Genomic DNA, 24,454 nt, shown 5'->3' on the forward strand with positions numbered 1-24,454 from the left:
CGATTCCATGGAGAAACTCAGGCTTGTTTGACGGTTTGGGCGATGGCGCCGAACACCGATTTGCCGTCGTCCAGCATTTCGATGCGGATGGTGTCGCCAAACGCCATGTACGGCGTGACGGGCTCGCCGCCGGCGATCATCTCCAGGCAGCGCTGCTCGGCAATGCAGGAATAACCACGTTTGGCGTCCTTGTTGGACACGGTGCCCGAGCCGATGATGGATCCGGCACGCACATTGCGCGACTTGGCCAGGTGGGCAATCAGCTGCGGGAAGTTGAACACCATGTCCACGCCCGCCTGCGGCTTGCCGACCAGCTTGCCGTTCCAGGTCGACAGCAGCGGCAGATGGACTTTGCCGCCCTTCCAGGCGTCGCCCAGCTCGTCCGGCGTGACCGCCACCGGCGAGAAGCTGGTGGACGGCTTGGATTGCACGAAACCGAAGCCCTTGGCCAGCTCTTCCGGTATCAGATTGCGCAGCGAGACGTCGTTGGCCAACATCAGCAGGCGGATGCACTGGTGGGCCTGGTCGGCGGTCGCGCCCATGGGCACGTCGTCGGTGATGACCGCCACTTCTGCTTCGAAATCGATGCCCCACTCTTCGTGCATCAGCCTGATGTCGTCGGCCGGGCCAAGGAAATCGTCGCTGCCGCCCTGGTACATGAGCGGGTCTTCCCAGAACGACGCAGGCATGTCCGCGCCGCGCGCCTTGCGCACCAGTTCGACATGGTTCACATAGGCCGAGCCGTCCGCCCACTGGTAGGCGCGCGGCAGCGGCGCCATGCAGTTGCCGGGCTCGAAGTCGAAGCTGCGGCGGCCGCCGCCCCGGTTCAGTTCCTGATAGATGGCATCCAGTTGCGGCGCAATGAAAGTCCAGTCATCGAGCGCGTGCTGCAGGGTGCGGGCGATGCCATCGGCCAGCTGCGCGGTTTTCAGGTCGCGCGACACCACCATGAGCTGACCGTCGCGGGTGCCATCTTTCAGGGTAGCGAGTTTCATGCGGGCGCCAGCAAAGCCAGTTGTTCAGGCGTGAGGTAGCACCAGTCGCCTTCTTCGATATTCAATGCCGACAGCTCCAGGCCGCCAATCGCCGAACGGTGCAAGGCACTGCAATGATTGTCGGCAGCCGCCAGCATGCGCTTGACCTGGTGATACTTGCCCTGCTCCAGCACGATCTCCAGCTGATGCTCGCCGCGCTTGATGCAGGTCTGCGCCGCCAGCGGTTCCGGTTCGTCATGCAGCTTCACGCCCGACAGCAATTTGGCGATCAGTTCGTCCGTGACCGGCTCTGCCGTGGTGGCCTGGTAGATTTTCGGCACATGGCGCTTTGGCGACGATTGTGCATGGATAAAGGCGCCATCGTCGGACATCAGCAGCATGCCGGTCGTATCATGGTCAAGCCGGCCGACCGGCTGCACTTCACGCCAGGTGAACTCTTCCGGCAGCAAGGTCAGCACGCCAGGATGGTGGCTGGGCTTGCGCGAGCACTCGTAGTTCTGCGGTTTAAACAGCGCGATATAGACGTGTTCGCGGTACACCACCTCTTCGTCGAACAGGGTGAATACCAGCCCATCGGTTTCGATGGCTGCTTTGTAGTTGTCGTGCACTTCGCCGTTGATTGTCACTTCGCCATCCTCGATGAGGGAGCGGCAGTACTTGCGGGTGCCATAGCCCTGCGATTGCAGGATGCGGTCCAAGGATAATTTGCTCATGGGCGCGATTTTACAGGATGTGTCCAGTGTTGACGTATATCAAGCCCGGCCCGGATTCTATTGATAGACTGAAACTGCATTAGGAATCGGCCTAAGGCACCTAGGAATACTCACCATGACTACTCGCCACTCCTCCGCCTTTCTCCACGCAGCCCAGCATCGCAGCGCCGTGCTGCTGGAGCGCTGCCGTCACGACCCGCCACCTGCCACCACCGTGCAAGCACGGTGGCACGCCAGGCAACAGGCTGCCTTTCTGGCCTGGCTGGACGCGGGCGGCTTTGCGCAACACGATGCCGCAATAGAAAACAGCGGCGTTGCGCCGCTGTTTTCAGTCCCACAAGGGGACTCGAATGAGGAATCGAAATTCTCTCTGCTCCGCATCGACGATGCGGTTGAGTAGTTCCATCTGTGAAGTCTAACCAATACTGCACAACCAGAAAGTGTTTATATGCCCCCCTTGGAAAGAACTACACCCCCAATATAGTTCACCATGAGCGATATGCAAGTAAAAAGAAGACTGTATTGATAATGTTAATCGCTCAACCAGTCATCCTATGTCATAGACTAACGCCCCCAGACTAACGCAGGCTGGGTTTCACCGTCTCTACGGCCGACTTCATCGCACCGGCGCCCATGGCGGCGCCGAATTTCTTCAGCACCCGCTCAGGCAGGCCTTCGTGCTGGGTATAGTCGACGATGTCTTCCGCTTTCACCACGTCGCGCGCCACGCTGTCGACGGTGCCGTAGGCATCGGCCAGTCCCATGTCGATGGATTTGGCGCCGGTCCAGAACAGGCCCGAGAACATATCCGGCGTTTCTTTCAGACGTTTGCCACGACCGTTGCGGACGACCTGGATAAATTGCGCATGAATTTCGTTCAGCATGGCCTGGGCGTGCTGCTTGTGCTTTTCGGTCAGCGGGCTGAATGGGTCCATAAAGCCTTTGTTCTCGCCCGCCGTCAGCAAGCGGCGCTCGACCCCCACCTTCTCCATGATGCCGGTGAAGCCAAAACCGTCCATCAACACGCCAATTGAGCCGATAATGCTGGCTTTATTAACGTAAATGCGGTCTGCACCAGCTGCAATGTAATAGCAGCCCGACGCGCAGATCTCATCCACCACCACGTACAGCGGCTTGCCTGGATAGCCTTTGCGCAAGCGGATCATCTCATCCACAATCATGCCGGCCTGGACCGGGCTGCCGCCTGGACTATTGATGTGCAGTACCACGGCCACCGAGCCGCTGTCGGAAAACGCCTTGTTCAGCGCGGGAATCACCACCGCTGCCGAACCGCTGCCTTCCGACTCGATGGCGCCCTCCACCTCAATCAGCGCCGTATGGCGGCCCAGCGTTTCGCCATCCGAACCGGTCCAGCTGAAATCAAAGTAGGCGCCGAGCCCAAAGACAATTACCAGCAGGGTTGCCGCCTTGAAGAAAATGCCCCAGCGGCGCGACGCTTTTTGCTCTTTCAGCGTGGCAAACACCAGTTTTTCCAGGACTTCACGCTCCCAGTTGGAAGCGCCTGTGGCCGGCTTGGCCGGCTGTGGTGCAGGAGTCGGGGTGCTGCTGGTGTCGATATCGTCGCTCATGGAATGCTTGGTTTCGGTTTTTAATCAGGCGCGCGCGGGACGCACATAGTCGTCCGGCTGCCAATAAATCTGCTGGTCATGCTCAAGCACGGCGATCGGCCGCAGCCGGCCGCCGCGGCATGGGCCACCAGCACAATGCCCATTCTCCGGCGTGTAGACCGCGCCGTGGGTCGAACACATGATGTACAACTTGCTGGACTCAAAAAATTCACCCTGATTCCAGTCCAGTTCAATCGGCACATGGGCGCAGCGGTTGAGGTAGGCGTACGGTTTGCCGTTGTAGCGCACCACAAAGCCGGTGGCGTCTTCGCCGCCCGCCGTGAGCGCAAACCGCACACCTTTGCCGCCATCCACCACGGCGTCCGCTGCACAAATCAGGATTTCATCCGGCATCAGGCGTGCTCACTCAGCCACTGGTGCAGCTCAGCCACGGTCTGGGCCGAATACAGGGGATTGCAAGCCGCCAGCTGATCGGCAGGATGGGCGCCATATTGCACCGCCACGCTGGCAGCACCGGCATTGTTGGCCATCAACAGATCATGGGTGGTATCGCCGATCATCAGCGTACGTCGCATATCCTGCCCCAACTCCCGCGTCAGTTCCTGCAACATCGCCGGATGCGGCTTGGAGAAGGTTTCGTCGGCGCAACGAGTGGCATCAAACAGCGACAGCACTTTAACGTCATTCATGGCGCGGTTCAGGCCCACGCGGCTCTTGCCCGTGGCCACGGCCAGGAAATAGCCGTTCTGCGACAGCTCCTGCAGCATGTCATGCACGCCAGGGAACAGGCTGATTTCGTGATCGCGCGACAGGAAGTGATAGCGGTAACGTTCCACCATGCGCGGATAGTAGGCCGGGTCGATATCCGGCAACACCGCCTGCATGGCTTCATGCAAACCCAGGCCGATGACATGGGCGGCTGCGTCGTCGCGCGGCACCGGCAGCGACAGGTCACGCGCCGCCGCCTGGATGCATTTCACGATGGTCAGCGTTGAATCCATCAACGTACCATCCCAATCGAAGACGATCAGATCAAATTGCTTTCTTGCCATGTGTTTGCGATTAGTTAAGAGGTTTTCCCAAGCTTACCAAGAATCGCTCACATTCGGCAGCCAATGGCGCATTCAGCGTTATGTTTTTGCCGGATTCAGGATGGGTAAACGTAATTTGATGGGCGTGCAGGAACATGCGCTTCAGTGCGCCACGGGTGTCGGTGGCTTTTTGCAGCGCCTTGTTCAACGGAAAATCGCCGTATTTGTCGTCACCCAGGATGGGGAAGTCCGACGATGACAGATGAACGCGGATCTGGTGGGTACGTCCCGTCTTCAGTTCGGCTTCCAGCAAGGCAAAGCCATCGAATTTCTTCAATAGTGTGAAGACCGTGTGCGACGCCATGCCGTCGGCCGAAACCGACACGCGGCGTTCGCCATCGGCCGTGGTGTATTTATGCAGCGGCAGCTTGATATGCTGGCGCGCGTTTTTCCAGTCGCCCGATACCATGGTCAGATAGCGTTTGTCGGTTTTGCCATCGCGCATCTGCTCGTGCAGGCTGGTCAGGGCCGTACGTTTCTTCGCCAACAACAACAAACCCGAGGTTTCGCGGTCCAGCCGGTGCACCAGTTCCAGGAACTTGGCATCCGGACGCGAGGCGCGCAACTGCTCGATGACGCCAAACGACACACCGGAGCCGCCATGCACGGCCACACCAGCCGGCTTGTCGATCACCAGCAAGTGGGTATCTTCGAAAATAATCTTGAATTCAGCGGCGGGGACGTGGTTGTCCGGCTTTTCCGCCAGGCGGATTGGCGGAATCCGCACCACATCACCCTGTACCAGACGGTACAATTGATCGATACGGCCCTTGTTGACGCGGACTTCACCCGAGCGCAGGATGCGATAGACGTGACTTTTCGGCACGCCTTTGCAAACGCGCAACAGGTAGTTATCGATCCGTTGACCGGCCTCTTCTTCAGTAATGGTGACGAATTGTGCTTGCAGCGGGGTGGACGTTGAAGCGGGAACAACATCTTTTTGCATCTTCATTTGCTCTGTCTTCCCAGAAATCTCTCTAAGTCCTTCATTTTGAATATATAATCGTTTCGCTGCGGTTCTCACTGCGGCACGTGTAAGAATAAAAGCACATTTTACACAGGGGCGTCTCCACTGGCCTCGCCTAATTGCAAATTCAGAGGAAAAAATGTATACGCACCACCCCTGCCGGAATCAAGGTTGCACCGTAGTTGTAATCGGATAACGACAGGGATGCTGAAGAAGATTGATTGGATAGTAAGGATAAAGTCCGGTTAGCCTGTTCACTTTAAGGCTGGCCGGTTGATGAGTAGTTGATAACGCTTGCCGTTTTCGCCAGACCCCATGCTCACTGCAAGCTCGACGGAAGGCTGAAATAGCCTGGTTACCGAAGTTGCAACACTTGTAGTATCAAGCCTGGTCGAGATCTGGCCATTTAGACGCTGCTCGCCGTCTGTTCTTTTCTGCCGTCCGTTGGGGCCGCATGGAGAACTACAGAGGGAGCGCGTACTCGGCATGTCGATCAATCTCATGCGCCCAGTTGCGGCCGCTTCGTGCAGCCGCACAGGATGGGCATACCCCCGCAATCCATCTGATTCTCGCGTATATCCCTGTACCTTGCTGCACCGGTCCTAAGAAACCGGACAGCATAGATGGCCCAAGGGTCGCGGAGTTAATAAAAATGAAACGTATGTTGTTTAATGCTACGCAGCAAGAAGAGCTGCGCGTAGCCATTGTCGACGGTCAGAAACTGATCGATATCGACATCGAAACCGCCGGACGCGAACAGCGCAAGTCCAACATCTACAAAGGCGTGATCACCCGCATCGAACCGTCGCTCGAAGCCTGCTTCGTCAGCTACGGCGAAGATCGCCACGGTTTCCTCCCATTCAAAGAAGTCGCCCGCACGTATTTCAAAGAAGGCGTGGACGTGCGCAATGCTTCCGTCAAGGAAGCACTGCGCGAAGGCCAGGAAATCATGGTCCAGGTGGAAAAGGAAGAGCGCGGCAACAAAGGCGCGGCCCTGACCTCCTTCGTCTCGCTGGCCGGCCGCTATCTGGTGCTGATGCCGAACAACCCACGTGGCGGCGGTGTATCGCGCCGTGTGGAAGGTGAAGAGCGCCAGGAACTGCGCGAAACCATGGACAAGCTGGACCTGCCGCCAGGCATGTCGGTGATTGCCCGTACCGCCGGCATCGGCCGCAGCGTGGAAGAACTGCAGTGGGACTTGAACTACCTGATGCAACTGTGGCGCGCAATTGAAGGCGCCGGCAAGTCGGCCTCGGGCGCATTCCTGATCTACCAGGAATCGTCGCTGGTAATCCGCGCCATCCGCGATTACTTCCAGCCGGATATCGGCGAAATCCTGATCGATACCGACGACATCTACGAACAGGCTCACCAGTTCATGAGCCACGTGATGCCAGACATGGTCCATCGCGTCAAACGCTACAGCGACGATGTCCCGCTGTTCTCGCGCTTCCAGATCGAACACCAGATTGAAACCGCGTACTCGCGTACCGTGCCGCTGCCATCCGGCGGCGCCATCGTGATTGACCATACCGAAGCCTTGGTTTCGGTGGACGTCAACTCGGCCCGCGCCACCCGCGGTTCCGACATCGAAACCACCGCCTTCCACACCAACTGCGAAGCGGCTGAAGAAGTTGCCCGCCAGCTGCGTCTGCGTGACCTGGGCGGCCTGATCGTCATCGACTTCATCGATATGGAAGTCGCCAAGAACCAGCGCGAAGTGGAACAGCGCCTGAAAGATGCGCTGCACCACGACCGTGCCCGCGTTCAGATGGGCAAGATTTCCCGTTTCGGCCTGATGGAACTGTCGCGTCAGCGTCTGCGTCCGTCGCTGTCCGAAGGTTCGCACGTGACCTGCCCACGCTGCTCGGGCACCGGCCACATCCGCGATACCGAATCGTCGGCGCTGCAAGTCCTGCGTATCATCCAGGAAGAAGCGATGAAGGAAAACTCGGCCACCATCCACGTACAAGTACCCGTGGACGTTGCCGCCTTCCTGCTCAACGAAAAGCGCGGCGAGGTGCTCAAGATCGAGACGCGTCACCGCATCAACGTCATCCTGGTGCCGAACAAGCACCTGGAAACCCCGCACTACAAACTGGAACGCATCAAGCACGACGATCCACGTCTGGAAGACAGCAGCGCCAGCTACACCCTGGCGGAACAGGCTGAAACCGACCTGGCGTACAGCAAGCGCCAGAAAGAAGAAGCCAAGCCGCGCCAGGAAGCCATGGTCAAGACCATTACCCCTGAGCAGCCAGCACCGCTGGTGGACCGCAAGCCGACCGAAACCGTCATCAAGCCGGCACCGGCCCCAGCGCCTGCGCCAGCCGAGCAAGGTTTCTTCGCCAAGCTGATCAGCTTCTTCACCGGCAAGCCAGCCACTCCGGCCCTGCCGCAGCAGCCAACCATCGTCGTCAAGGCCCCGGCCAATGGCGGTGAGCGCGGCGACCGCAACGCCCGTGGCCCACGCGGCCGTAACCGCGGCGCCAAAGGTGGCCGTGGCGAGCGTGAAGAGAAGGAAGCCGGCGCCAGCCGTCCAGGCCAGGAAGAAGGCAAGGCCGCTGACACCAACGGCCGTCCGCCACGCCAGCCGCGTCCGCCGCGTGAAGCGCGCGAGCCACGTGAACCGCGTGACAATCCGGCAGCAGAAGCCCAGCCGCGCGAGCGCGGTGAACGTGCCGAGCGTGCTGAGCGCCCGGAACGCGGCGAGCGTCCACCACGTCCGCCACGTGAGCCACGCGCAGACAAAGCGCCAGTGGAAGCCAAAGTGGATGAATTGGCACTCAACAACCTGACGCCAGCAAATGGCCCGGCAACCGAGGCTGCCAGCATCCTGAAATCGGCGCCAAACGCCGGTCCTGAGGGTGAAGAGCACGACGGCGCAGTGGATGGCGAAGAGCCACGCCGCCGCCGCCGCCGCGGTGGCCGCAACCGCAATCGCCGTGAACGCGAAGGCGTGGAAGGCGTGGAGGGTGCAGAAGGCCAGGAATCGGCAGTCGCAGCGGAAGCTGGCGAACAAGCTGAACTGAGCTTCGCTGCAGCGCCTGCCGCAGAAGCCGTTGTTGCACCAGCTGCCGTAGTGACGGAGGCTGCTGCCGCACCAGTGGAAGCTGCTCCTGCTCCTGCTCCAGTCGAAGCCGCACCAGTCGAAGCAGCGCCAGTTGCTGCACCGGCCGTACCTGCGCCAGTCGAGCAAGTTGAGCACGCTGCACCGGCCGTGGTTGCTGAAGCCGCGCCAGTGGTGGAAGCTGCACCGGCACCGGCACCAGCACCGGCAGCAGCGCCTGTAGTGGAAGCTGCAGCAGTAGTTGAAGCCGCTCCGGCCCCAGCTGCTGAGCCAGTTGCTGCTCCAGCACCCGTCGTGGCAGCCGCCCCGGTGGTTGAGCCTGTGGTTGCCGCAGTCGCGGACGTACCAGCACCAGTACCTGCGCCAGCGCCAGCACCGGCCCCAGTAATCGAAGCTGCAGCGCCAGTTGTTGCGGAACCAGTTGCTGCGGCCCCGGCCCCGGCGCCATCCGCACCAATCGATCTGCAAACGGTCCTCAACTCCGCCGGTCTGACGCTGGCCGCTACCGACCCAGCCAAACTGCGTGCTGCGCAGGAAGCCGCTGCGCAAGTGGTGCAACCAGCACGCGTGCCACGTGAGCGCAAGCCACTGCCACCGCAGGTTGACGAGCCGTTGGTCCAGGTCGACACCCGCCGTTAAGCCACACCGGCTGTATAGAAAAGGGAGGCTTAGCCTCCCTTTTTTTTCATCCGTGCTATCGTAACTGTCTTGGTAGCTAGCAAGTGCATTTCACAAACAGCAATATGGCAGAAAAAATCATCATGATGGCCGAGCAGCGCGCGGACACTCACCGCGCGCCGGCCATTCCCCCCACACTGGAAACGCCGACCGGTCTGCTCAGCGACCGCCTGGCGCGGCCACTGCACGACCTGCGCATTTCCGTCACGGACCGCTGCAACTTCCGCTGCGTCTACTGCATGCCCAAGGCCGTGTTCAACAGCGATTACCAGTACCTGCCGCACAACGACCTGCTGTCGTTTGAAGAAATCGCCCGCATCGCCCAACTGTTCGTGGCGCACGGTGTGGAGAAAATCCGCCTCACGGGCGGCGAGCCGCTGCTGCGCAAAAACATCGAACGCCTGATCGCCATGCTGGCCGGGATGAAAACCGTCAGCGGCAAACTACTCGACCTGACGCTGACCACCAACGCCTCGCTGCTGGCCCGCAAGGCGCAATCGCTCAAGGACGCCGGCTTGCAACGCGTGACCATCTCGCTGGACGCGCTCGACAACCATACCTTCCAGCGCATGAACGACGTCGACTTCTCCGTGGACGACGTATTAAAAGGCATCGACATCGCCCACCAGGTCGGCCTTGGCCCGATCAAGATCAATATGGTGGTCAAAGGCGGCATGAATGACCAGGAGATTTTGCCGATGGCGCGCTACTTCCGCGGCACGCCCTACATCCTGCGTTTTATCGAATACATGGACGTCGGCGCGTCCAATGGCTGGAAGATGAACGAAGTGATTCCATCGGCGGAAGTAGTCAGCCGCATCAGCGCCGAGCTGCCACTGACGCCGATCGCCGCCAACTACACCGGTGAAACCGCAACGCGTTACCGCTACGCCGACGGCAGCGGCGAAATCGGCCTGATCTCAAGTGTATCCCACGCATTTTGTTCGGACTGTACCCGTGCGCGCCTGTCGACAGAGGGTAAACTGTACACCTGTCTGTTTGCCACCAGCGGCCACGATCTGCGCGCCCTGGTGCGCGAAGGCCGCAGCGATGCCGAAATCAGCACCGCGCTGGCGCACCTGTGGCGCGCGCGCGAAGACCGCTACTCGGAACTGCGCACCAGCCAGACCGAGGCCCTGCGCCGCAGTGCCAACAAAGTGGAAATGTCATACATCGGGGGTTAGTTTTGTCTTTGAAGAGCAAGGTCACCGGACTGATACTGGCGGGCGGTCGCGGTACGCGCATGGGCCGCGTGGACAAAGGCTTGCAGCCATTCCGTGGCGCGACGCTGGCGTCGCACGTGCTGGCCCGGCTGGCGCCGCAGGTGGCCACAGTCGCCATCAACGCCAACCGCAACCTGCCCCAGTACCAGGCCGTCGCTGGCGCATCGCCGGTGCTGCCGGATTACCTGGACGGCTTTGCAGGACCGCTGGCTGGCCTGCAAGTCGGCCTGCAATTCTGTCCGACCGAACTGCTGCTGACCGCGCCGTGCGATTCGCCGTTTTTCCCCGCCGATCTGGCCGAGCGCTTATACGCTGCCCTGCAAGCCGAGGACGCCGACCTGGCAATGGCAATCACGATGGAGCGCGATCCCGCCCAAGCGGATGCCGCGCCGTTCCGTCAGGCGCATCCTGTTTTCAGCCTGCTCAAGGCCAGCGTACTGCCAGCGCTGGAAGCCTACCTCGACACCGGCGCGCGCCGCATGGAAGGCTTTTACAAAACGCTCAAAGTGGCCGAAGTGCTGTTCGACGATGCCGCCGCCTTCAGCAATATCAACACGCTGGAAGACTTGCAGCACCACGAACGCAACGTCCCCGCCGCACCGGTCGCACCACCATCTGTCGGGCGGGCTGCCGATCCCGCTGCACTGCCGGTCGAGGAAGCGCAGCGCCTCATCTGCGAACGCATCACGCCGGTCGAAGCCAGCGAAACGCTCCCGCTGCTCAACGCTCTGGACCGCGTACTCGCCACCGACATCATCTCGCCCATCAACGTCCCGGCCTACGACAACTCCGCCATGGACGGCTATGCGCTGCGCGGCGCCGACCTGCCTGGCGAAGGCGCGCGCAGCTTCAACGTCATCGGCGTCGCCTACGCCGGCCATCCATTCACGCAGGCACCCCAGCCAGGCGAATGCATCCGCATCATGACCGGCGCCGCCATTCCGCCCGGCTGCGACACGGTACTGCCGCAGGAGCTGACCGCTGCGATTGACGGCGACACTGTCACCATCGCCCACGACGTTATCCGCGCCGGCGCCAACCTGCGCCGCGCGGGCGAGGATCTGCCAGCGGGCGGCATCGCCATCGGCGCCGGCAAACTGCTGCGCCCAGCAGATCTGGGCCTGATCGCTTCGCTCGGCATTGGTGAAGTCGTCGTCAAGCGCAAGCTCAAAGTCGCCTTCTTCTCCACCGGCGACGAACTGCGCTCGCTCGGCGAAAAGCTTGAGCAAGGCTGCGTCTACGACAGCAACCGCTACACTTTGTTCGGCATGCTCACGCGGCTTGGCTGTGAAGTCATCGACATGGGCGTGGTCCGCGATGATCCGCAGGCACTGGAGGCAGCACTACGCACCGCCGCGCACCAGGCTGACGCCATCATCACCTCGGGCGGCGTCTCTGAAGGCGCGGCTGACTACACGCGCGACATCATGGCGCTGCTCGGCGATGTCGCCTTCTGGAAGCTGGCCATGCGCCCGGGTCGTCCACTCGCTTTCGGCAAAGTCCAGAGCGGGCCAGATAGCGCCTGGCTGTTTGGCCTGCCGGGTAATCCGGTTGCCGTGATGGTGTCGTTCTATATGTTCGCCCGCCCCGCCCTGCTCCGCATGATGGGCAGCGAAGCGAAACTGCAAACCGTGCAGGCCCGCACCGCCAGCAACATCCGCAAACGCCCGGGCCGCACGGAATACCAGCGCGGCATCGTCAGCACGGCGGCGGACGGCACGGCGCAGGTTCGACTGACCGGCGCCCAAGGCTCGGGCATCCTGAGTTCCATGAGCGAAGGGAACTGCATCGTCGTACTGCACCATGCGCAAGGCGATGTGGCGGCAGGCCAGATCGTCGATATCCTCCTGTTCGACGGTCTGACCTGAGCATCATGTCAGCGCGCCTGCAAGTCCACCACGTGCAGTCTCCGCTGGCCGGGCCGTACACATTCGAACTGGCGGCTGGCGCCTGCATCACCATCTCGGGTCCCTCCGGTTCCGGCAAAAGCCTGCTGCTGCGCATGCTGTGCGACCTTGATCCCAACAGCGGCGAAGTGCTGCTTGACGGCGTATCGCGCGCCAATATGGCAGCACCCGTATGGCGCTCGCAGGTCGTCTACCAGCCTGCCGAACCGGCATGGTGGCTGCCTGCCGCCAGCGCGCATTTCAAACCCGGCCAGATGCCGCGCGTGCGGGAACTGCTGCCGCAGCTGAATCTATCGCCGTCGCTGCTCGATCAGGAAATCAGCCGGCTCTCGACCGGAGAACGCCAGCGTATGGCGTTGATACGCTCGCTGGCCTGTGCTCCCAAAGTGCTCCTGCTCGACGAGCCGACAGCGGCACTGGACCCCGAATCGGTAGCCGCCACCGAAACCCTGCTGCGCAAGGAACTGCTGAACGGCCTGTCGATCATCCTGGTTACGCACTCCGCAACGCAGGCGCAGGCGCTGGGCCAGCGCCATATGGCCATGCACAACCGCGTCCTCAGCGAGGCCGCAGCATGAATGCCATCCAGCCGGGCGCGATCGACCTTGCCGTCGCCTCGACGCTGGTGGTGCTGAACGCAGGCATTTCGGCCTACCTGGGATTGCGCATGCAGCGCATGATGCTGTGGTCCGCCGTCCGCATGGTGGTGCAGCTGCTGCTGGTTGGCCTGGTACTGCGCTGGGTATTCGCGCTGGCGTCGCCCGCAGCCACATTGGCCGTAGCCTTGCTCATGATCGTCGCTGCCGCGCGCGAAGTGGCGATGCGGCCAGCGCACGGCCTGCGCGGCTGGCCCGGCGTCGGACTGGCGACAGCCAGCGTGGGATTGTCGAGCATCGCCACAGTGGTGCTGGCACTGCTGACGGTGCTGCACCCCACGCCATGGTACGAGCCCCGCTACGCCATACCGCTCATCGGCATCGTCCTTGGTAATGTGCTCAACTCCGCCAGTCTGGGACTGGACACTTTTTACGGCGGCGTGGTCAACGCGCGCGCCGCGATAGAAGCGAAACTGGTGCTGGGCGCCACGCGCAACGAAGCGCTGGCGCCGCTGATACGCGACTCGGTCCGCAAAGGCCTCATCCCCATCATCAACCAGATGTCAGCGGCCGGCATCATCACCCTGCCCGGCATCATGACGGGCCAGATCCTCGCCGGCATGGATCCGATGGACGCCGTACGCTATCAGATCCTGCTGATGTTCCTGCTGGCCGGCGGCAGCGGCATTGCTGTCACGCTGGCCGTCTATCTGGCCGCGCGCAGCATCACGGACGAGCGCCACCGCCTGCGCCTGGAACGTTTGACAAGCCGCTGAACGCCACCAGCAGCATGCCGCCAGCCAGTGCCGCAAAGGCCCACTGCAAACCGACGGCATGCGCCACGAAGCCAATCACGCCCGGGCCTGCGAGGATGCCTGCATAGCCGATGGTGGAAATCGCGCTGACCGCCAGGCTGGCCGGCATATCGCGCTGGCTGCCCGCTGCCGTGAACAGTACCGGCACGATGTTCGACGCACCGCAGCCAATCAGCACAAAGCCCGGCAGCGCCAGCCACGCCGACGGCGCCAGCACCACAAGCAGGAAGCCCGCAGCAGAAGCCAGGCCACCCAGCATCAGGATGCGGCGGCCGCCCCAGCGCTGCACGATCTTGTCGCCATTCAGACGGCCAACGGTCATGGCCACCGCAAATGCCGCGTAGCCCAGGCCGCCCTGCGCACCGCTCATGCCGCCATTGGTCAGCATCACTGCGCTCCAGTCGAGCACCGCGCCTTCGGCCAGGAACACGAACATGCACAGCACGCCGATCACCACCACCGCACCGCGCGGCACCACCAGCAGCGGCGCATCACGTTCCGCAGCAGGCGCCTCGCGCAGCAGATGCGGGCCTGCGCCCAGCAGCACCAGCGCCACAGCAAGCGTCATCACGACCGATGCGGTGACGATATCCAGCCCTGCCCACAGCATCGCGCTCATGCTGCCAGCACCGGCGATACCGCCGACGCTGAACATGCCATGGAAGCCGGACATCAGCGCGCCGTCGTAATCCTTCTCCACGATCACCGCCTGCACGTTCATCGCCACATCCAGCGTGCCGATGGTGGCGCCGAACAGGAACAAGGTCAGCGCCAGCAAGGGCGCGCTGGGCGCAATCGCCAGGAAGGGAAACACGGCACAACAACCCAGGCCCGACCACATGATGACGCGGCGGCAGCCAAAGCGCGCCGCCAGCACACCGGTCACCGGCATCGCCAGCAGCGAGCCGATGCCAAGGCACAGCAGCAGCAAGCCCAGTTGCGCCGCTTCGACGCCGGTGCGCGATTGCGCATACGGCACCAATGGCGCCCACGAAGACATGGCCATGCCGGCCGCAAGAAAAGCCAGTCGCGTGGAAACGCGCTGTTTCAAACCGTAGTTGTTCATAGTGTCAGGCGCCAGCGCGCAGCAAGCGGGTACCGGCGGCGGCATAGGCCTCCGCCGCTGCTTCGCTCGTTTCGGCTTCGACGATCAAATGGGTTAATTGGGAAATCGGCAGCACGCGATAGGACGCCACCGCGCCGATCTTGCTGGCGGTGGCAACCACTGCGGTCGCCTTGCTGTGCGCCGACAGGCGGCGTTTGAATTCAGCTTCTTCGTAGTCGACTGCGGTGACACCCGCGTCCAGGTCGACACCGCAAGCGCCCACGAAGTACAGGTCAGGATGGATCAGTTCCACTTCACGCAGTGCGGTGCTGCCGACACTGCCGCCAAGGCTTTGCTTGATACGCCCACCGATCATGATGAGATCGATATATGGTTTCTCCAGCAGTTGTGCGGCGATGGAGGGAGCATTGGTCAGCACCGTCAGCGGCACCTCCGGCAACGCGCAGGCGATGGCCAGGTTGCTGGAACCCGCGTCCAGGAACAGTATGCTGCCCGGCGCAATCAGCGTCACTGCCGCCGCAGCCAGGCGCGATTTGTCGGACTGCTGCCGCTCCATGCGCTGCACCAGCGTGCCGCTCTCGGGCGCGTTTGGCATACGCACCGCGCCGCCATAGACCTTCTGGCACAAACCGGCGGCGGCGAGATCGCGCAGGTCGCGCCGGAGCGTATCTTCGGTGACGTTGAGCTCTTGCGCCAGCGTGGCCGCAATGACGCGGCCCTCGGTATTAAGTTGCGCCAGTATGTAGGCGTGCCGCTCTTGCAGCAGGAGATTTTCTCGTTTCATGGACGAGATTATACACAAGTGCGCAATATCGCGCACAAATACGCATAAACATGGATTTATTCCGCGTCAGTATCGGCGTCAGCGGCTCCCAGCAGCAGTTGCGCGGCGTCGGCGGGCAACGCCTCCACGGTTTTCAGCTTGCGCGCCATCTGGCGGCTGCGCGTTTCCGCTGATTCGATATTCTTGGCGGCGCGCTCCAGCGTCAGCTTGGTGGCGGCCAGCACGTCGCCGAACTTGGAAAATTCGGTCTTCACCGCGCCCAGCACCTGCCACACTTCCGACGAACGCTTTTCCAGCGCCAGCGTGCGGAAGCCCATTTGCAGACTATTCAGCAGCGCTGTCAGCGTGGACGGACCGGCAATGCTGATGCGGCTCACGCGCTGCAGCTCATCGGCCAGGCCAGGACGGCGCATCACTTCCGCATACAAGCCTTCGGTGGGCAGGAACAGAATTGCAAAATCGGTGGTGTGCGGTGGCGAGACGTATTTCTCGGCGATGGTTTTGGCTTCCGTGCGTACTGCACGTTCCAGTTCGCGCCCGGCGAGGGCCACGCCTTCCGCGTCCGCGCTGTCGGCCGCTTCCAGCAGACGTTCGTACTGCTCTTTCGGGAACTTGGCGTCTATCGGCATCCAGACCGGCGTGGCGTTGTCGCTCTGGCCCGGCAGCTTGAGCGCAAACTCCACGCGCGCGCCGCTGCCGGCGATGGTTTCGACATTCTTTGCATACTGGTCCGGCGTGAGCACCTGTTCCAGCAGCATCTCCAGCTGCACCTCGCCCCAGGTACCGCGCGTCTTCACATTGGTCAGCACGCGTTTCAGATCGCCGACGCCCATGGCCAGCTGCTGCATCTCACCCAGGCCCTGGTGCACGCGCTCCAGCCGTTCGGACACTTGCTGGAACGAGGCGGTCAGGCGCGACTCCAGCGTCGCATGCAGTTTTTCATCCACTGTCTTGCGCATCTCCTCCAGGCGCGCGCCGTTGTCGGCTTGCAGATCCTTGATCTTGGTCTCCAACATCACGCGCACTTCCAGCATGCGCTGGTTCATGCTGTCGGCGAACAGCTTGAGGCTGCGCGCCTGCTCGTGACGCGCGGCCAGGCCTTGCTCGTCGAGCTGGCGGCGCACGGCGTCGAACTGCTGCACGACGGCGGAATTGCTGGTCTGCGCCGTGGTTTGCAGCTGCATGCGGACTTCGCGCTCGACACGTTCGATGCGCTCCGCAAGATCACCGTGGCTGCCGCTGCGGGAACGCAGCAGCACCAGCACCTGCAACACAATCACCGCAGCGAGTGCGGCCAGCAATACAAGGAATGCAGTCTGGGTCATGGCGTCAATCCGGCTTGTTGCGCATCCAGTCGGCGGTCTGGAAGAAGGAGTTCATGAGGCGCACGCGCAGTTCGGTATCGATGCCGACATCTTCCATTGCCCACGCCATGCAGCGCAGCCACTGGTCGCGTTCCTGCGTGCCGATGGCGAACGGCATATGGCGCATGCGCAAACGCGGATGGCCATGCGCCTGCTGGTACAGGTCCGGGCCGCCCATCCAGCCGCTCAGGAACATGAACAAACGCTGGTTGGCGTTTTCCAGCGAGGGGCCGTGCACGGAACGCAGCAGCTGGAACTCAGGTTCAAGTTCCATCAGATCATAAAAGCGATCGACCATCGCGCGGATGGTCGATTCGCCGCCAATTACTTCGTAAAGGGTGCGGGATTCTTCAGTCATACCCGCAATGATAGCTTATACCAGGGCCAGCTTGCGCAGGCGGCGCGTGGACGACCAGCTCTCCAGATCGACCTGGTGGCGGATCTCGTCACAGGCGTGGACAATGCGCGCCAGCTGCACGCGATTGAGGCCGGAATTGAGCGTCAGCCGCACCAGTGACCGGTTCTTGGGCGTCGCCGGTGCGCAGAACATGGCGCCATACACGCCGCGCTGCTCGAGCAGCTTGCGCAGCGCCAGTGTTCTCGGCTCCGGCCCTGGCTCGAGCGCGATGATCTGCTCGCAGCCGTCACTGACGTTGTAGCCCAGCGCGCCCAGTTCTTCCCGCAATGTGCGCGCGTGCGCGTGCAGCGCGGCGCGGCGGTCGTCGGCAGCGGCGATGAAATCGATGGCCGCGTCAAACCACGCCAGCTCATGTCCCAGCAGGCAGGAGCTAAATATGGCCGGGCGCGACTCGGACAGGAAGTAGCCCTTGAAATGACTGGAACAGGTAATGAAGCCGGCCCGCCCGGCAAATGCCTTGGCCAGCGACGCCGTGCGGAAATGTACCCGCTCGCTCAATCCCAGCGCCGCCACCAGTCCGGCGCCGCGCGGCCCGTGCGTACCCAGCGAGTGCGACTCGTCCACCAGCAGCATGCAGCCGCCGCGCTCCGCGATCTCCACCAGTTCCACCAGCGGCGCCACGCTGCCGTTGGTGCTGTACAGCGCATCGACCACAATCAGGCCGCGGCCGTGACGCTGCAGCTGTTTGCGCAAATGGTCCATATCGTTGTGCAGGAAGGAGACCGGCGTCGCGCCCGACGACTGCACGCCCTCCCACAGCGAAGCATGCGCCTGCATGTCCAGGTACACGGGAATGCCCGGCCCCGTGAGCGTCTGCACCAGCCCGACGTTGGCGGCCCAGCCGGATTGCGCCAGTATCCCATCCTCCGCCCCCATGAACTGCGCCAGCTTGAGTTCCAGCCGGTGCTGGGCACTGTCCTCCTGCAGATAGACGGCAGACATCAGCAATTCACCATGGCGATGCTGCAAGGCCGACATCTGCGCGCCGACCAGTGCCGGCTCGCCGGCCAGGCACAGGTAGTCGTTACCAGCCAGGAAAACCGCGTTGGCCGGCGTGGGCTGCCAGGCATGCGGATGTTCGCCGCCCAGCAGTTGCTCGATACGGGTGATGTAGTGCAGGTCCATGCGCCGGGTGACAAAGTCCGGCAGATGCGAAGGCAGCAGGGTCTGGGCAACGGCGTAGTTCATGTCGCGTCTCCTTGGGTTTTGAACAATGATGGTTATTTTTCTAAGCACCGCAGTGCCACCATGCGGCGAAAAAAACTCAGCGAGATTGATACGGATCAATTGGCGTTTTAATGTCGCAAAACGCGTTGTAATTTAAGGCCATCATGTGAACTTGATGAAAATCAAGATTCCCATGACATCCACCCTGCAAGAACGCTGGAAGCGCTGGCAGCACGGACTGGTACAGTCCCTGCTCCTATATCACGGCCGTGAAGACCACGCGACCGTGCGCGTCCTGCTGCTCGCCTGCATCGGCACGGTCGCCATGCCGCTGTACTACGTGATCTGGCATCACTTCTTCCCGCAGGATTTCGAGTCGCTGCCGCTGCGCCTACTGGGCATAATGCTGTGCGCGGTGGGATTGTTTGCGCGCCAGTTCAGCCGGCAAGTGCTCAACCTCTACCTGCTGGTCACACTGAGCTACATTTTTCCGTTCTTCTTCACGCTGATGTTTTTGATGAACCACGGTTCCGGCGTATGGAGCGAGTCGCTGCTGATCGGCCTGGTGGTGCTGTTTCACTTCGATACCGGACTGGCGCTGCGCGCGTACGCCATCGGCACCCTGCTGGCCTGCACCGCCGCCATATCGCAGGGTGCGGGCGACGCGCTGCTCAGCCGGCAAGTCCTGCAGCAGCTGCCAATCCACTGGTTCACCATCGCCGTGCTGTCGGCGGCCAAGATCAGCCGCCATGTGCTGGCGCAGGAAAAACTGACCGGCATGGGCGCTGGCCTGGCTACCGTGGCGCACGAATTGCGCACCCCGCTCACCAGCGTCGACGCCAATGTGCGCGGCGTGCTGCGGCTCATGGCGGACCAGCGGAGCGAGCGCATTCCCATCGTCGACGCGCTCGCGCGCATCCAGTTTGAAGTCCGCCATATGAATCACATGATCGACCTGTTCCTGCTGAGTGCGACGGCGGTGCGGCAGAATCTGCGCCCGGTGGAAATGGTGTCGATGGAGTCGGTGGTGGAATCGGTGCTGAAACGCTATCCCTTCTCCAGCCAGAAACAGCAGAAGATGGTGCGGCTGGAGGTGCGCCGCAACTTCCACTTCTCCGGCCAGACCGAGCTGGCCGTGGTCGTGCTGCTCAACCTGATGCGCAACGCCCTGCGCGCCGTGCAGCGCGCCGGCAAGGGCCGCGTACGTATCGTCATCGACGGCAGCCAGCGCATGCCGCGCCTGCTCTTCATCGACACTGGTTGCGGCATCGCCATGCAGCACATGCCGATGATCTTCCGCCGCTTTTACTCCCACCCGCCGCACAACGGCGCCGGCATCGGTCTGGCGCTGTGCCAGGAAATCATGGAAGCCTGGGGTGCGAGCATCCGCTGCGTATCGCGCGAGAGCGCCTACGCCGTCTTCATCCTGGAATTCCCAGTGAGGTAATCATGCACCTTCCCGTCTACGCGCACCCCACCATGACCGTACTGGTTGACGACAGCGACTCCTTTTTGAGCAGCCTGTCATTCCAGCTCGACCCCATGCTGGCCAACAAAACCTTCCATGACACGACCGAGGCCCTGCACTGGCTGCGCAACAGCGCGCCGGATGCCAGCGTGCCGCTGCACGTCAACTTCGACATGCAAAACCTGCCGGCCGATCAATGCAATGTGGCGCTGGACCTGGAGCGCATCTACCGGATCAGCGAGCAGCGCCAGCGCTTTGCCGTGCCGTCGGTGCTGGTGGTGGACTACTCGATGCCGCAGATGAATGGCCTGGAATTCTGCGCCGCCGTTGCGCATCTGCCCTGCAAGAAGATCCTGTTCACCGGAGCGGCCGATGAAAAGATCGCCGTGGCCGCCTTCAACCGCGGCCTCATCGACCGCTACATCAAGAAGAGCGAAGACCACGCGCTGGACATCCTGGAGCTGGAAATCGCCGCGCTGCAGGACCGCTACTTCGACAGCCAGTCGGACACGCTGCGCGAGATGGTCGCGCTGCACGACTTCCGCTTCCTGTGCGACCCGGCGCTGACCGCCGTGGTGCGGGAGATCAAGCGCACCATGGGCTTTGTCGAGCACTACATCTTCCCTACCCCCACCGGCATCCTGTTCCTCGACCAGCAGGGCAAGGCCACGCTGATGATGATAGAAACCGAACAGGGCATGTGCGCGCAATACGAAATCGCCCGCGACAGCGAGGCGCCGCGCTCGCTCCTCAACGCGCTGCTGGAACGCCGCGTGCTCGCCTTCTTCAGCGATCCATTCGGCGACGGCATGTACACCAACAGCATGAGCGAGAACTGGCACCGCTACACGGCGGCGCCACAGGTCTGCGTGGGACAGGAGACCTACTACTGGGCGCTGTTCGACCTGCCCGGCCACTATTTCGGACAGCGCCCCTACACCTACGCGCAGTTCCTGCAGGAGCTGCAGCCGCAAATCATTGCGGCTTAAGCCTCGCGCAGCGTTTGCAGCGGCGGCTGGCGCAGCACATTGCGCAGACCCAGCCAGCCGCCGGCAATCGCGCACAGCGCGCCAGCCAGCAGGCCAACCAGCCACACCACGGGGCTGAAGCTCCAGGCAAACTTGAACTGATAGGTGGCCAGCGCCCAGCCCATGGCCGCCGCACCGGTCGCCGCCAGTAGGCCGGACAAGGCGCCTACCAGCGTGAACTCGATCAGCTGCGCCTGCGACAGCTGCTTGCGCGTCGCGCCCAGCGCGCGCAACAGGCCCGCTTCGCGCGTGCGTTCATCCTGCGATCCCATCAGGGCGGCATACAGCACCAGCACGCCCGATGCCAGCGTGAAGACGAACAGGAACTCCACCGCCGTAATCACCTGGTCCAGTACCGCCTGCACCTGGCGCAGAATGCCGCCGACATCGACGATGGTCAGGTTGGGGAAGTCGCGCGTCAGGCCGTTCATCACCGCGCCCTGGCCTTGCGGCAGGTGGAACGCCGTGATCCAGCTCTGCGAGATTTCTGTCATCGCTGCCGGATTGATGATGACGAAGAAGTTCACGCGCATCGAGCCCCAATCGAGCTTGCGGATGCTGGTGATGGTGACGTCCACCGGCGTACCCGCGATATCGAAGCGCAGCTTGTCGCCCAGTTTCCAGTTCAGGTTTTTGGCGATGCCCTCTTCCACCGACGCCTCCGGGAAGCCCGGCTTATCCTCGAACCACCTGCCTTCCTTGATCTTGTTTTCGGCCTGCATCTGCGCCATGGTGGACAGGTTGAACTCACGGTCCGCCAGCCCTTTGGCGCGCTCATCGGTGTAGGTTTCCGCCGTCACCGCAGCGCCATTCACGGTGGTCAGGCGGCCGCGTATCATCGGATACTGCGGCGCATAGCTCACACCCGCCGCCTTGAGGCGCGCGGCGATGTCCGCCTGCTGCTCCGGCTGGATGTTGATGATGAAGCGGTTCGGTGCATCCGGCGGCGTGGCATTGCGCCAGGCCGTCATCAGGTCGCCGCGCACCACGGTCAGCACCAGCAGCGCCATCATGCCCAGCGCCAGCGAGACGATCTGCACGATGGTGGCGCCGGGGCGGCGCTGCAAGGACGTAATCGCAAAGCGCCAGCTCTGATGGTCAATCGCGCCGCGCAGGGAGCGCAGCGAACGCAGTCCCAGCCAGCCCACCAGGCCAAACACCGCAAACGCGCCGATAAAGCCCAGCGCCGTGTAGAGCGCCATCATCGGATCGCCAGCCTGCCACAGCAGCAGCGCGACAAAACCCGCCATGCCGATGCCGTAGGTGGCCAGCGCACTCACCTGCGGCGGGTCCTGCTCGCGGCGGATCACGCGGTTATGCGGTACCTTGCGCAGTTGCAGTATCGGCGGCAGCGCAAATGCCGCCAGCAGCAGGATGCCGATGGCCATGCCCTGCAATGCCGGATACATGGTTGGCGCCGGCAACTCGCTGGACACCAGCGCACCCAGCACCTCCAGCAGCACATAGTGGCCGGCAAAGCCAACCAGCACGCCGGCGGCGCTGCCGAGTAAACCCACCAGCAGGAATTCGATCAGATACATCGCCGTCACCTGGTTTTGCGTCAGGCCCAGGCAGCGCAGCATGGCGCAGGCGTCGAGATGGCGCTGCATGAAGCGGCGTGCCGCCATCGCCACAGCCACCGCCGCCAGCATCGCCGACAGCAGGCCGACCAGCGACAGGAAGCGGTCCGCGCGTTCCAGCGTGCTTTGCATTTCCGGGCGGTTGTCGAGCGACTCGACCCGCACGCCCTTGATATTTCCGCGCTTGATTTCCGCTTCCAGCCACGTCTGATAAGCCCGGGCGACGGCGGCGCCGTTCTTCAGCGATGGCGGCGCGCTGGCCAGCAAGCGGTAATTCACACGCGAACCTGGCTGGATCAGATTGGTCGCCGCCAGATCGTCGAGCGCAAACATCACGCGCGGCGCAAACGCCAGGAAGTTGGCGCCGCGATCCGGCTCCGCAGCGATCAGCTGCGTGATGGTGAAACTTTTGTCGCCGAGCTTGAGCTGCTGGCCTACGGCAGTTTTCAGACTGCCCAGCATGCCAGGCTCGACCCACACCGTGCCCGGCGCCGGCACCGTAGCGGCAGGCACGCCGATACTTTGTTCCGCCTGCGCCGCATCGGTGGTAATTTTCACCTTGCCGCGCAGCGGATAACCAGGGCCGACTGCCTTCAACGCCGCCAGCATGGAACTGGATTGCTCGCCCTCGCCCGCCTGCGCCATGCTCGGGAAGCTGATGGTATCGGTCACCACCAGCCCGCGCTGTACCGCCTGCGCACGCCATTCGGCCCGCACCGGCAGATCTGCGCTGACGGCCACGTCGGCGCCCAGCAGCTGGTGGGCGTCGCGATCAAGTCCGCTGCGCAGGCGATCGATAAAGAAGCCAGTGGCCGACAAGGCGGCCACCGCTACCGTCAGCGCAATCAGCAGAAAGCGCAGCTGACCTGCGCGCCAGTCGCGCGCGGTCATTTTCAGGGCGAGTTTGAACATTTAGACCTTGGCAAAGAATGCGTCGACTTCATCCAGATACTGCTGCTTCTGCGCCGCCGGCAGGAAGGCCGCCGCAAAGCTGTTGCGCGCCAGGCGCTGCGCATGGGACAGGCCCAGCGGCAGCGCCTCGAACGTGGCGATGAAGTTATCGTTCATATAGCCGCCGAAGTAAGCCGGATCGTCGGAATTGACGGTGGCCACGATGTTGGCGTTCAGCAGGTCAAGGATATTGTGCTGTTCCATCTTGTCGAACACGCACAGCTTGATGTTGGACAGCGGACACACCGTCAGCGCCATCTGTTCACGCGCCAGACGTTCGGTCAGCGCCGGATCTTCGAGGCAGCGCACACCGTGGTCGATGCGCTCGACCTTGAGGGTGTCCAGTGCGGTGTAGATGTAGGCCGGCGGACCTTCCTCGCCCGCGTGCGCCACCAGGTGCAGGCCCAGCTCGCGGCAGCGCGCAAACACGCGTGCAAACTTCTCCGGCGGATTGCCGACTTCGGACGAGTCCAGGCCGACGCCGATAAACTTGTCGCGGTACGGCAGCGCCGCCTCCAGCGTGACGATGGCATCCTCTTCCGACAGATGGCGCAGGAAGCACAGGATCAGCGTGGCACTGACCGGGCTGTCCTGGCAGGCGCGGTAGATGCCGTTAATGATGACGTCCATCGCCACGCCACGGTGCGTATGCGTTTGCGGATCGAAGAAGATTTCCGTATGCCGCACATTATCTTCTTCCGCACGTTTCAGATACGCGGCGGTCATATCGTAGAAGTCCTGCTCCTTCAACAGCACGCTGGCGCCAGCGTAATAGATGTCAAGAAAGGATTGCAGGTCGGTGAAAGCATACGCCGCGCGCAGTTCTTCCACCGAGCCGTACGCCAGCTTGACGCCATTGCGTTCGGCCAGCGCGAAGATCAGCTCCGGCTCCAGCGAGCCTTCGATGTGAATATGCAGCTCGGCTTTCGGCATCTGCTGCAACACGCGGCGTAATTGTTCGTTCAACATTGGTTTTTTTCCTGT

At 62.4% G+C, this 24,454-nt stretch carries 21 protein-coding genes; 8 read left to right on the top strand and 13 right to left on the bottom strand.

What is annotated here, in order from left to right; translation table 11 throughout:
* Positions 1–17: 17 nt before the first annotated feature.
* Both BUA36_RS03760 and BUA36_RS03765 read right to left on the bottom strand, forming a co-directional pair.
* Positions 18–995 (bottom strand): fumarylacetoacetate hydrolase family protein, encoded by a 978-nt coding sequence (locus tag BUA36_RS03760; RefSeq protein WP_072781445.1) that lies wholly within the window; start codon positions 993–995, stop codon positions 18–20.
* On the bottom strand, positions 992–1,708 hold the full coding sequence (locus BUA36_RS03765; RefSeq protein WP_072781446.1) for a pseudouridine synthase: 717 nt from the start codon (positions 1,706–1,708) through the stop codon (positions 992–994). Before BUA36_RS03765 ends, BUA36_RS03760 begins: the two co-directional genes overlap by 4 nt.
* Positions 1,709–1,823: 115 nt before the next feature.
* Between BUA36_RS03765 and BUA36_RS03770 the strand changes: the two genes are divergently transcribed.
* A complete protein-coding gene (locus tag BUA36_RS03770; protein ID WP_229255596.1) occupies positions 1,824–2,108 on the top strand; it encodes a hypothetical protein in 285 nt (94 codons plus the stop codon).
* Positions 2,109–2,286: 178 nt separating this feature from the next.
* On the opposite strand, the gene BUA36_RS03775 is transcribed toward BUA36_RS03770, so the two are convergent.
* From BUA36_RS03775 to BUA36_RS03790, 4 genes are read right to left on the bottom strand one after another with little or no spacing between them, the layout of a single operon-like run.
* Positions 2,287–3,297, bottom strand: coding sequence for a S49 family peptidase (locus BUA36_RS03775; protein ID WP_072781448.1), 1,011 nt, complete (start codon positions 3,295–3,297; stop codon positions 2,287–2,289).
* 24 nt (positions 3,298–3,321) lie between these two features.
* On the bottom strand, positions 3,322–3,690 hold the full coding sequence (locus BUA36_RS03780) for a Rieske (2Fe-2S) protein (protein ID WP_072781450.1): 369 nt from the start codon (positions 3,688–3,690) through the stop codon (positions 3,322–3,324).
* Positions 3,690–4,349 carry an HAD-IIIA family hydrolase gene (locus BUA36_RS03785; protein ID WP_072781451.1) on the bottom strand — a complete coding sequence of 220 codons (660 nt, stop codon included), beginning with the start codon at positions 4,347–4,349 and terminating at the stop codon, positions 3,690–3,692. Before BUA36_RS03785 ends, BUA36_RS03780 begins: the two co-directional genes overlap by 1 nt.
* Before the next feature lie 10 nt (positions 4,350–4,359).
* Positions 4,360–5,340 (bottom strand): RluA family pseudouridine synthase, encoded by a 981-nt coding sequence (locus BUA36_RS03790; RefSeq protein ID WP_072781453.1) that lies wholly within the window; start codon positions 5,338–5,340, stop codon positions 4,360–4,362.
* A gap of 667 nt (positions 5,341–6,007) precedes the next feature.
* Here BUA36_RS03790 and BUA36_RS03795 point away from each other — a divergent pair.
* From BUA36_RS03795 to BUA36_RS03815, 5 genes are all read left to right on the top strand, one after another.
* Positions 6,008–9,064 (top strand): Rne/Rng family ribonuclease, encoded by a 3,057-nt coding sequence (locus BUA36_RS03795; protein WP_072781455.1) that lies wholly within the window; start codon positions 6,008–6,010, stop codon positions 9,062–9,064.
* A 104-nt stretch (positions 9,065–9,168) separates the two neighbouring features.
* Positions 9,169–10,287 (top strand): GTP 3',8-cyclase MoaA, encoded by a 1,119-nt coding sequence (moaA, locus tag BUA36_RS03800; RefSeq protein WP_072781456.1) that lies wholly within the window; start codon positions 9,169–9,171, stop codon positions 10,285–10,287.
* 2 nt (positions 10,288–10,289) lie between these two features.
* A complete protein-coding gene (gene moeA, locus BUA36_RS03805) occupies positions 10,290–12,194 on the top strand; it encodes a molybdopterin molybdotransferase MoeA (protein ID WP_072781458.1) in 1,905 nt (634 codons plus the stop codon).
* Positions 12,195–12,199: 5 nt separating this feature from the next.
* A complete protein-coding gene (locus BUA36_RS03810; RefSeq protein WP_072781460.1) occupies positions 12,200–12,811 on the top strand; it encodes an ABC transporter ATP-binding protein in 612 nt (203 codons plus the stop codon).
* Complete coding sequence (locus BUA36_RS03815) at positions 12,808–13,605, top strand: ABC transporter permease (RefSeq protein ID WP_072781461.1); 798 nt, start codon at positions 12,808–12,810, stop codon at positions 13,603–13,605. The genes BUA36_RS03810 and BUA36_RS03815 overlap by 4 nt, the downstream gene beginning before the upstream one ends.
* Here the strand turns inward: BUA36_RS03815 and BUA36_RS03820 are convergent.
* The 5 genes from BUA36_RS03820 to cqsA are packed head-to-tail and all read right to left on the bottom strand — an operon-like array spanning position 13,556 to position 18,464.
* A complete protein-coding gene (locus BUA36_RS03820) occupies positions 13,556–14,710 on the bottom strand; it encodes an MFS transporter (protein ID WP_072781463.1) in 1,155 nt (384 codons plus the stop codon). The genes BUA36_RS03815 and BUA36_RS03820 overlap by 50 nt on opposite strands.
* A gap of 4 nt (positions 14,711–14,714) precedes the next feature.
* Positions 14,715–15,494: a DeoR/GlpR family DNA-binding transcription regulator gene (locus BUA36_RS03825; protein ID WP_072781465.1), complete on the bottom strand. Its 780-nt coding sequence runs from the start codon at positions 15,492–15,494 to the stop codon at positions 14,715–14,717.
* A gap of 56 nt (positions 15,495–15,550) precedes the next feature.
* Entirely contained in the window at positions 15,551–16,819 is a 1,269-nt protein-coding gene (locus BUA36_RS03830; RefSeq protein WP_072781466.1) for a DNA recombination protein RmuC, read from the bottom strand.
* Between the two features lie 4 nt (positions 16,820–16,823).
* Positions 16,824–17,216, bottom strand: coding sequence for a group II truncated hemoglobin (locus tag BUA36_RS03835; protein ID WP_072781468.1), 393 nt, complete (start codon positions 17,214–17,216; stop codon positions 16,824–16,826).
* A gap of 15 nt (positions 17,217–17,231) precedes the next feature.
* The gene (cqsA, locus tag BUA36_RS03840; protein ID WP_072781469.1) at positions 17,232–18,464 is read right to left on the bottom strand and encodes an alpha-hydroxyketone-type quorum-sensing autoinducer synthase; all 1,233 of its coding nucleotides are present in this window, start codon (positions 18,462–18,464) and stop codon (positions 17,232–17,234) included.
* 154 nt (positions 18,465–18,618) lie between these two features.
* On the opposite strand from cqsA, the gene BUA36_RS03845 reads away from it, so the two are divergent.
* Positions 18,619–19,890, top strand: coding sequence for a sensor histidine kinase (locus BUA36_RS03845; RefSeq protein WP_229255597.1), 1,272 nt, complete (start codon positions 18,619–18,621; stop codon positions 19,888–19,890).
* Between the two features lie 2 nt (positions 19,891–19,892).
* Entirely contained in the window at positions 19,893–20,900 is a 1,008-nt protein-coding gene (locus tag BUA36_RS03850) for a response regulator (protein WP_072781471.1), read from the top strand.
* On the opposite strand, the gene BUA36_RS03855 is transcribed toward BUA36_RS03850, so the two are convergent.
* Positions 20,897–23,431: an ABC transporter permease gene (locus BUA36_RS03855; protein WP_072781472.1), complete on the bottom strand. Its 2,535-nt coding sequence runs from the start codon at positions 23,429–23,431 to the stop codon at positions 20,897–20,899. The genes BUA36_RS03850 and BUA36_RS03855 overlap by 4 nt on opposite strands.
* Positions 23,432–24,439 (bottom strand): adenosine deaminase, encoded by a 1,008-nt coding sequence (locus BUA36_RS03860; protein ID WP_072781474.1) that lies wholly within the window; start codon positions 24,437–24,439, stop codon positions 23,432–23,434. It abuts the gene before it with no gap.
* Positions 24,440–24,454 lie beyond the last annotated feature (15 nt).

It is taken from the genome of Duganella sacchari, from assembly GCF_900143065.1.
Classification (GTDB): domain Bacteria; phylum Pseudomonadota; class Gammaproteobacteria; order Burkholderiales; family Burkholderiaceae_D; genus Rugamonas; species Rugamonas sacchari.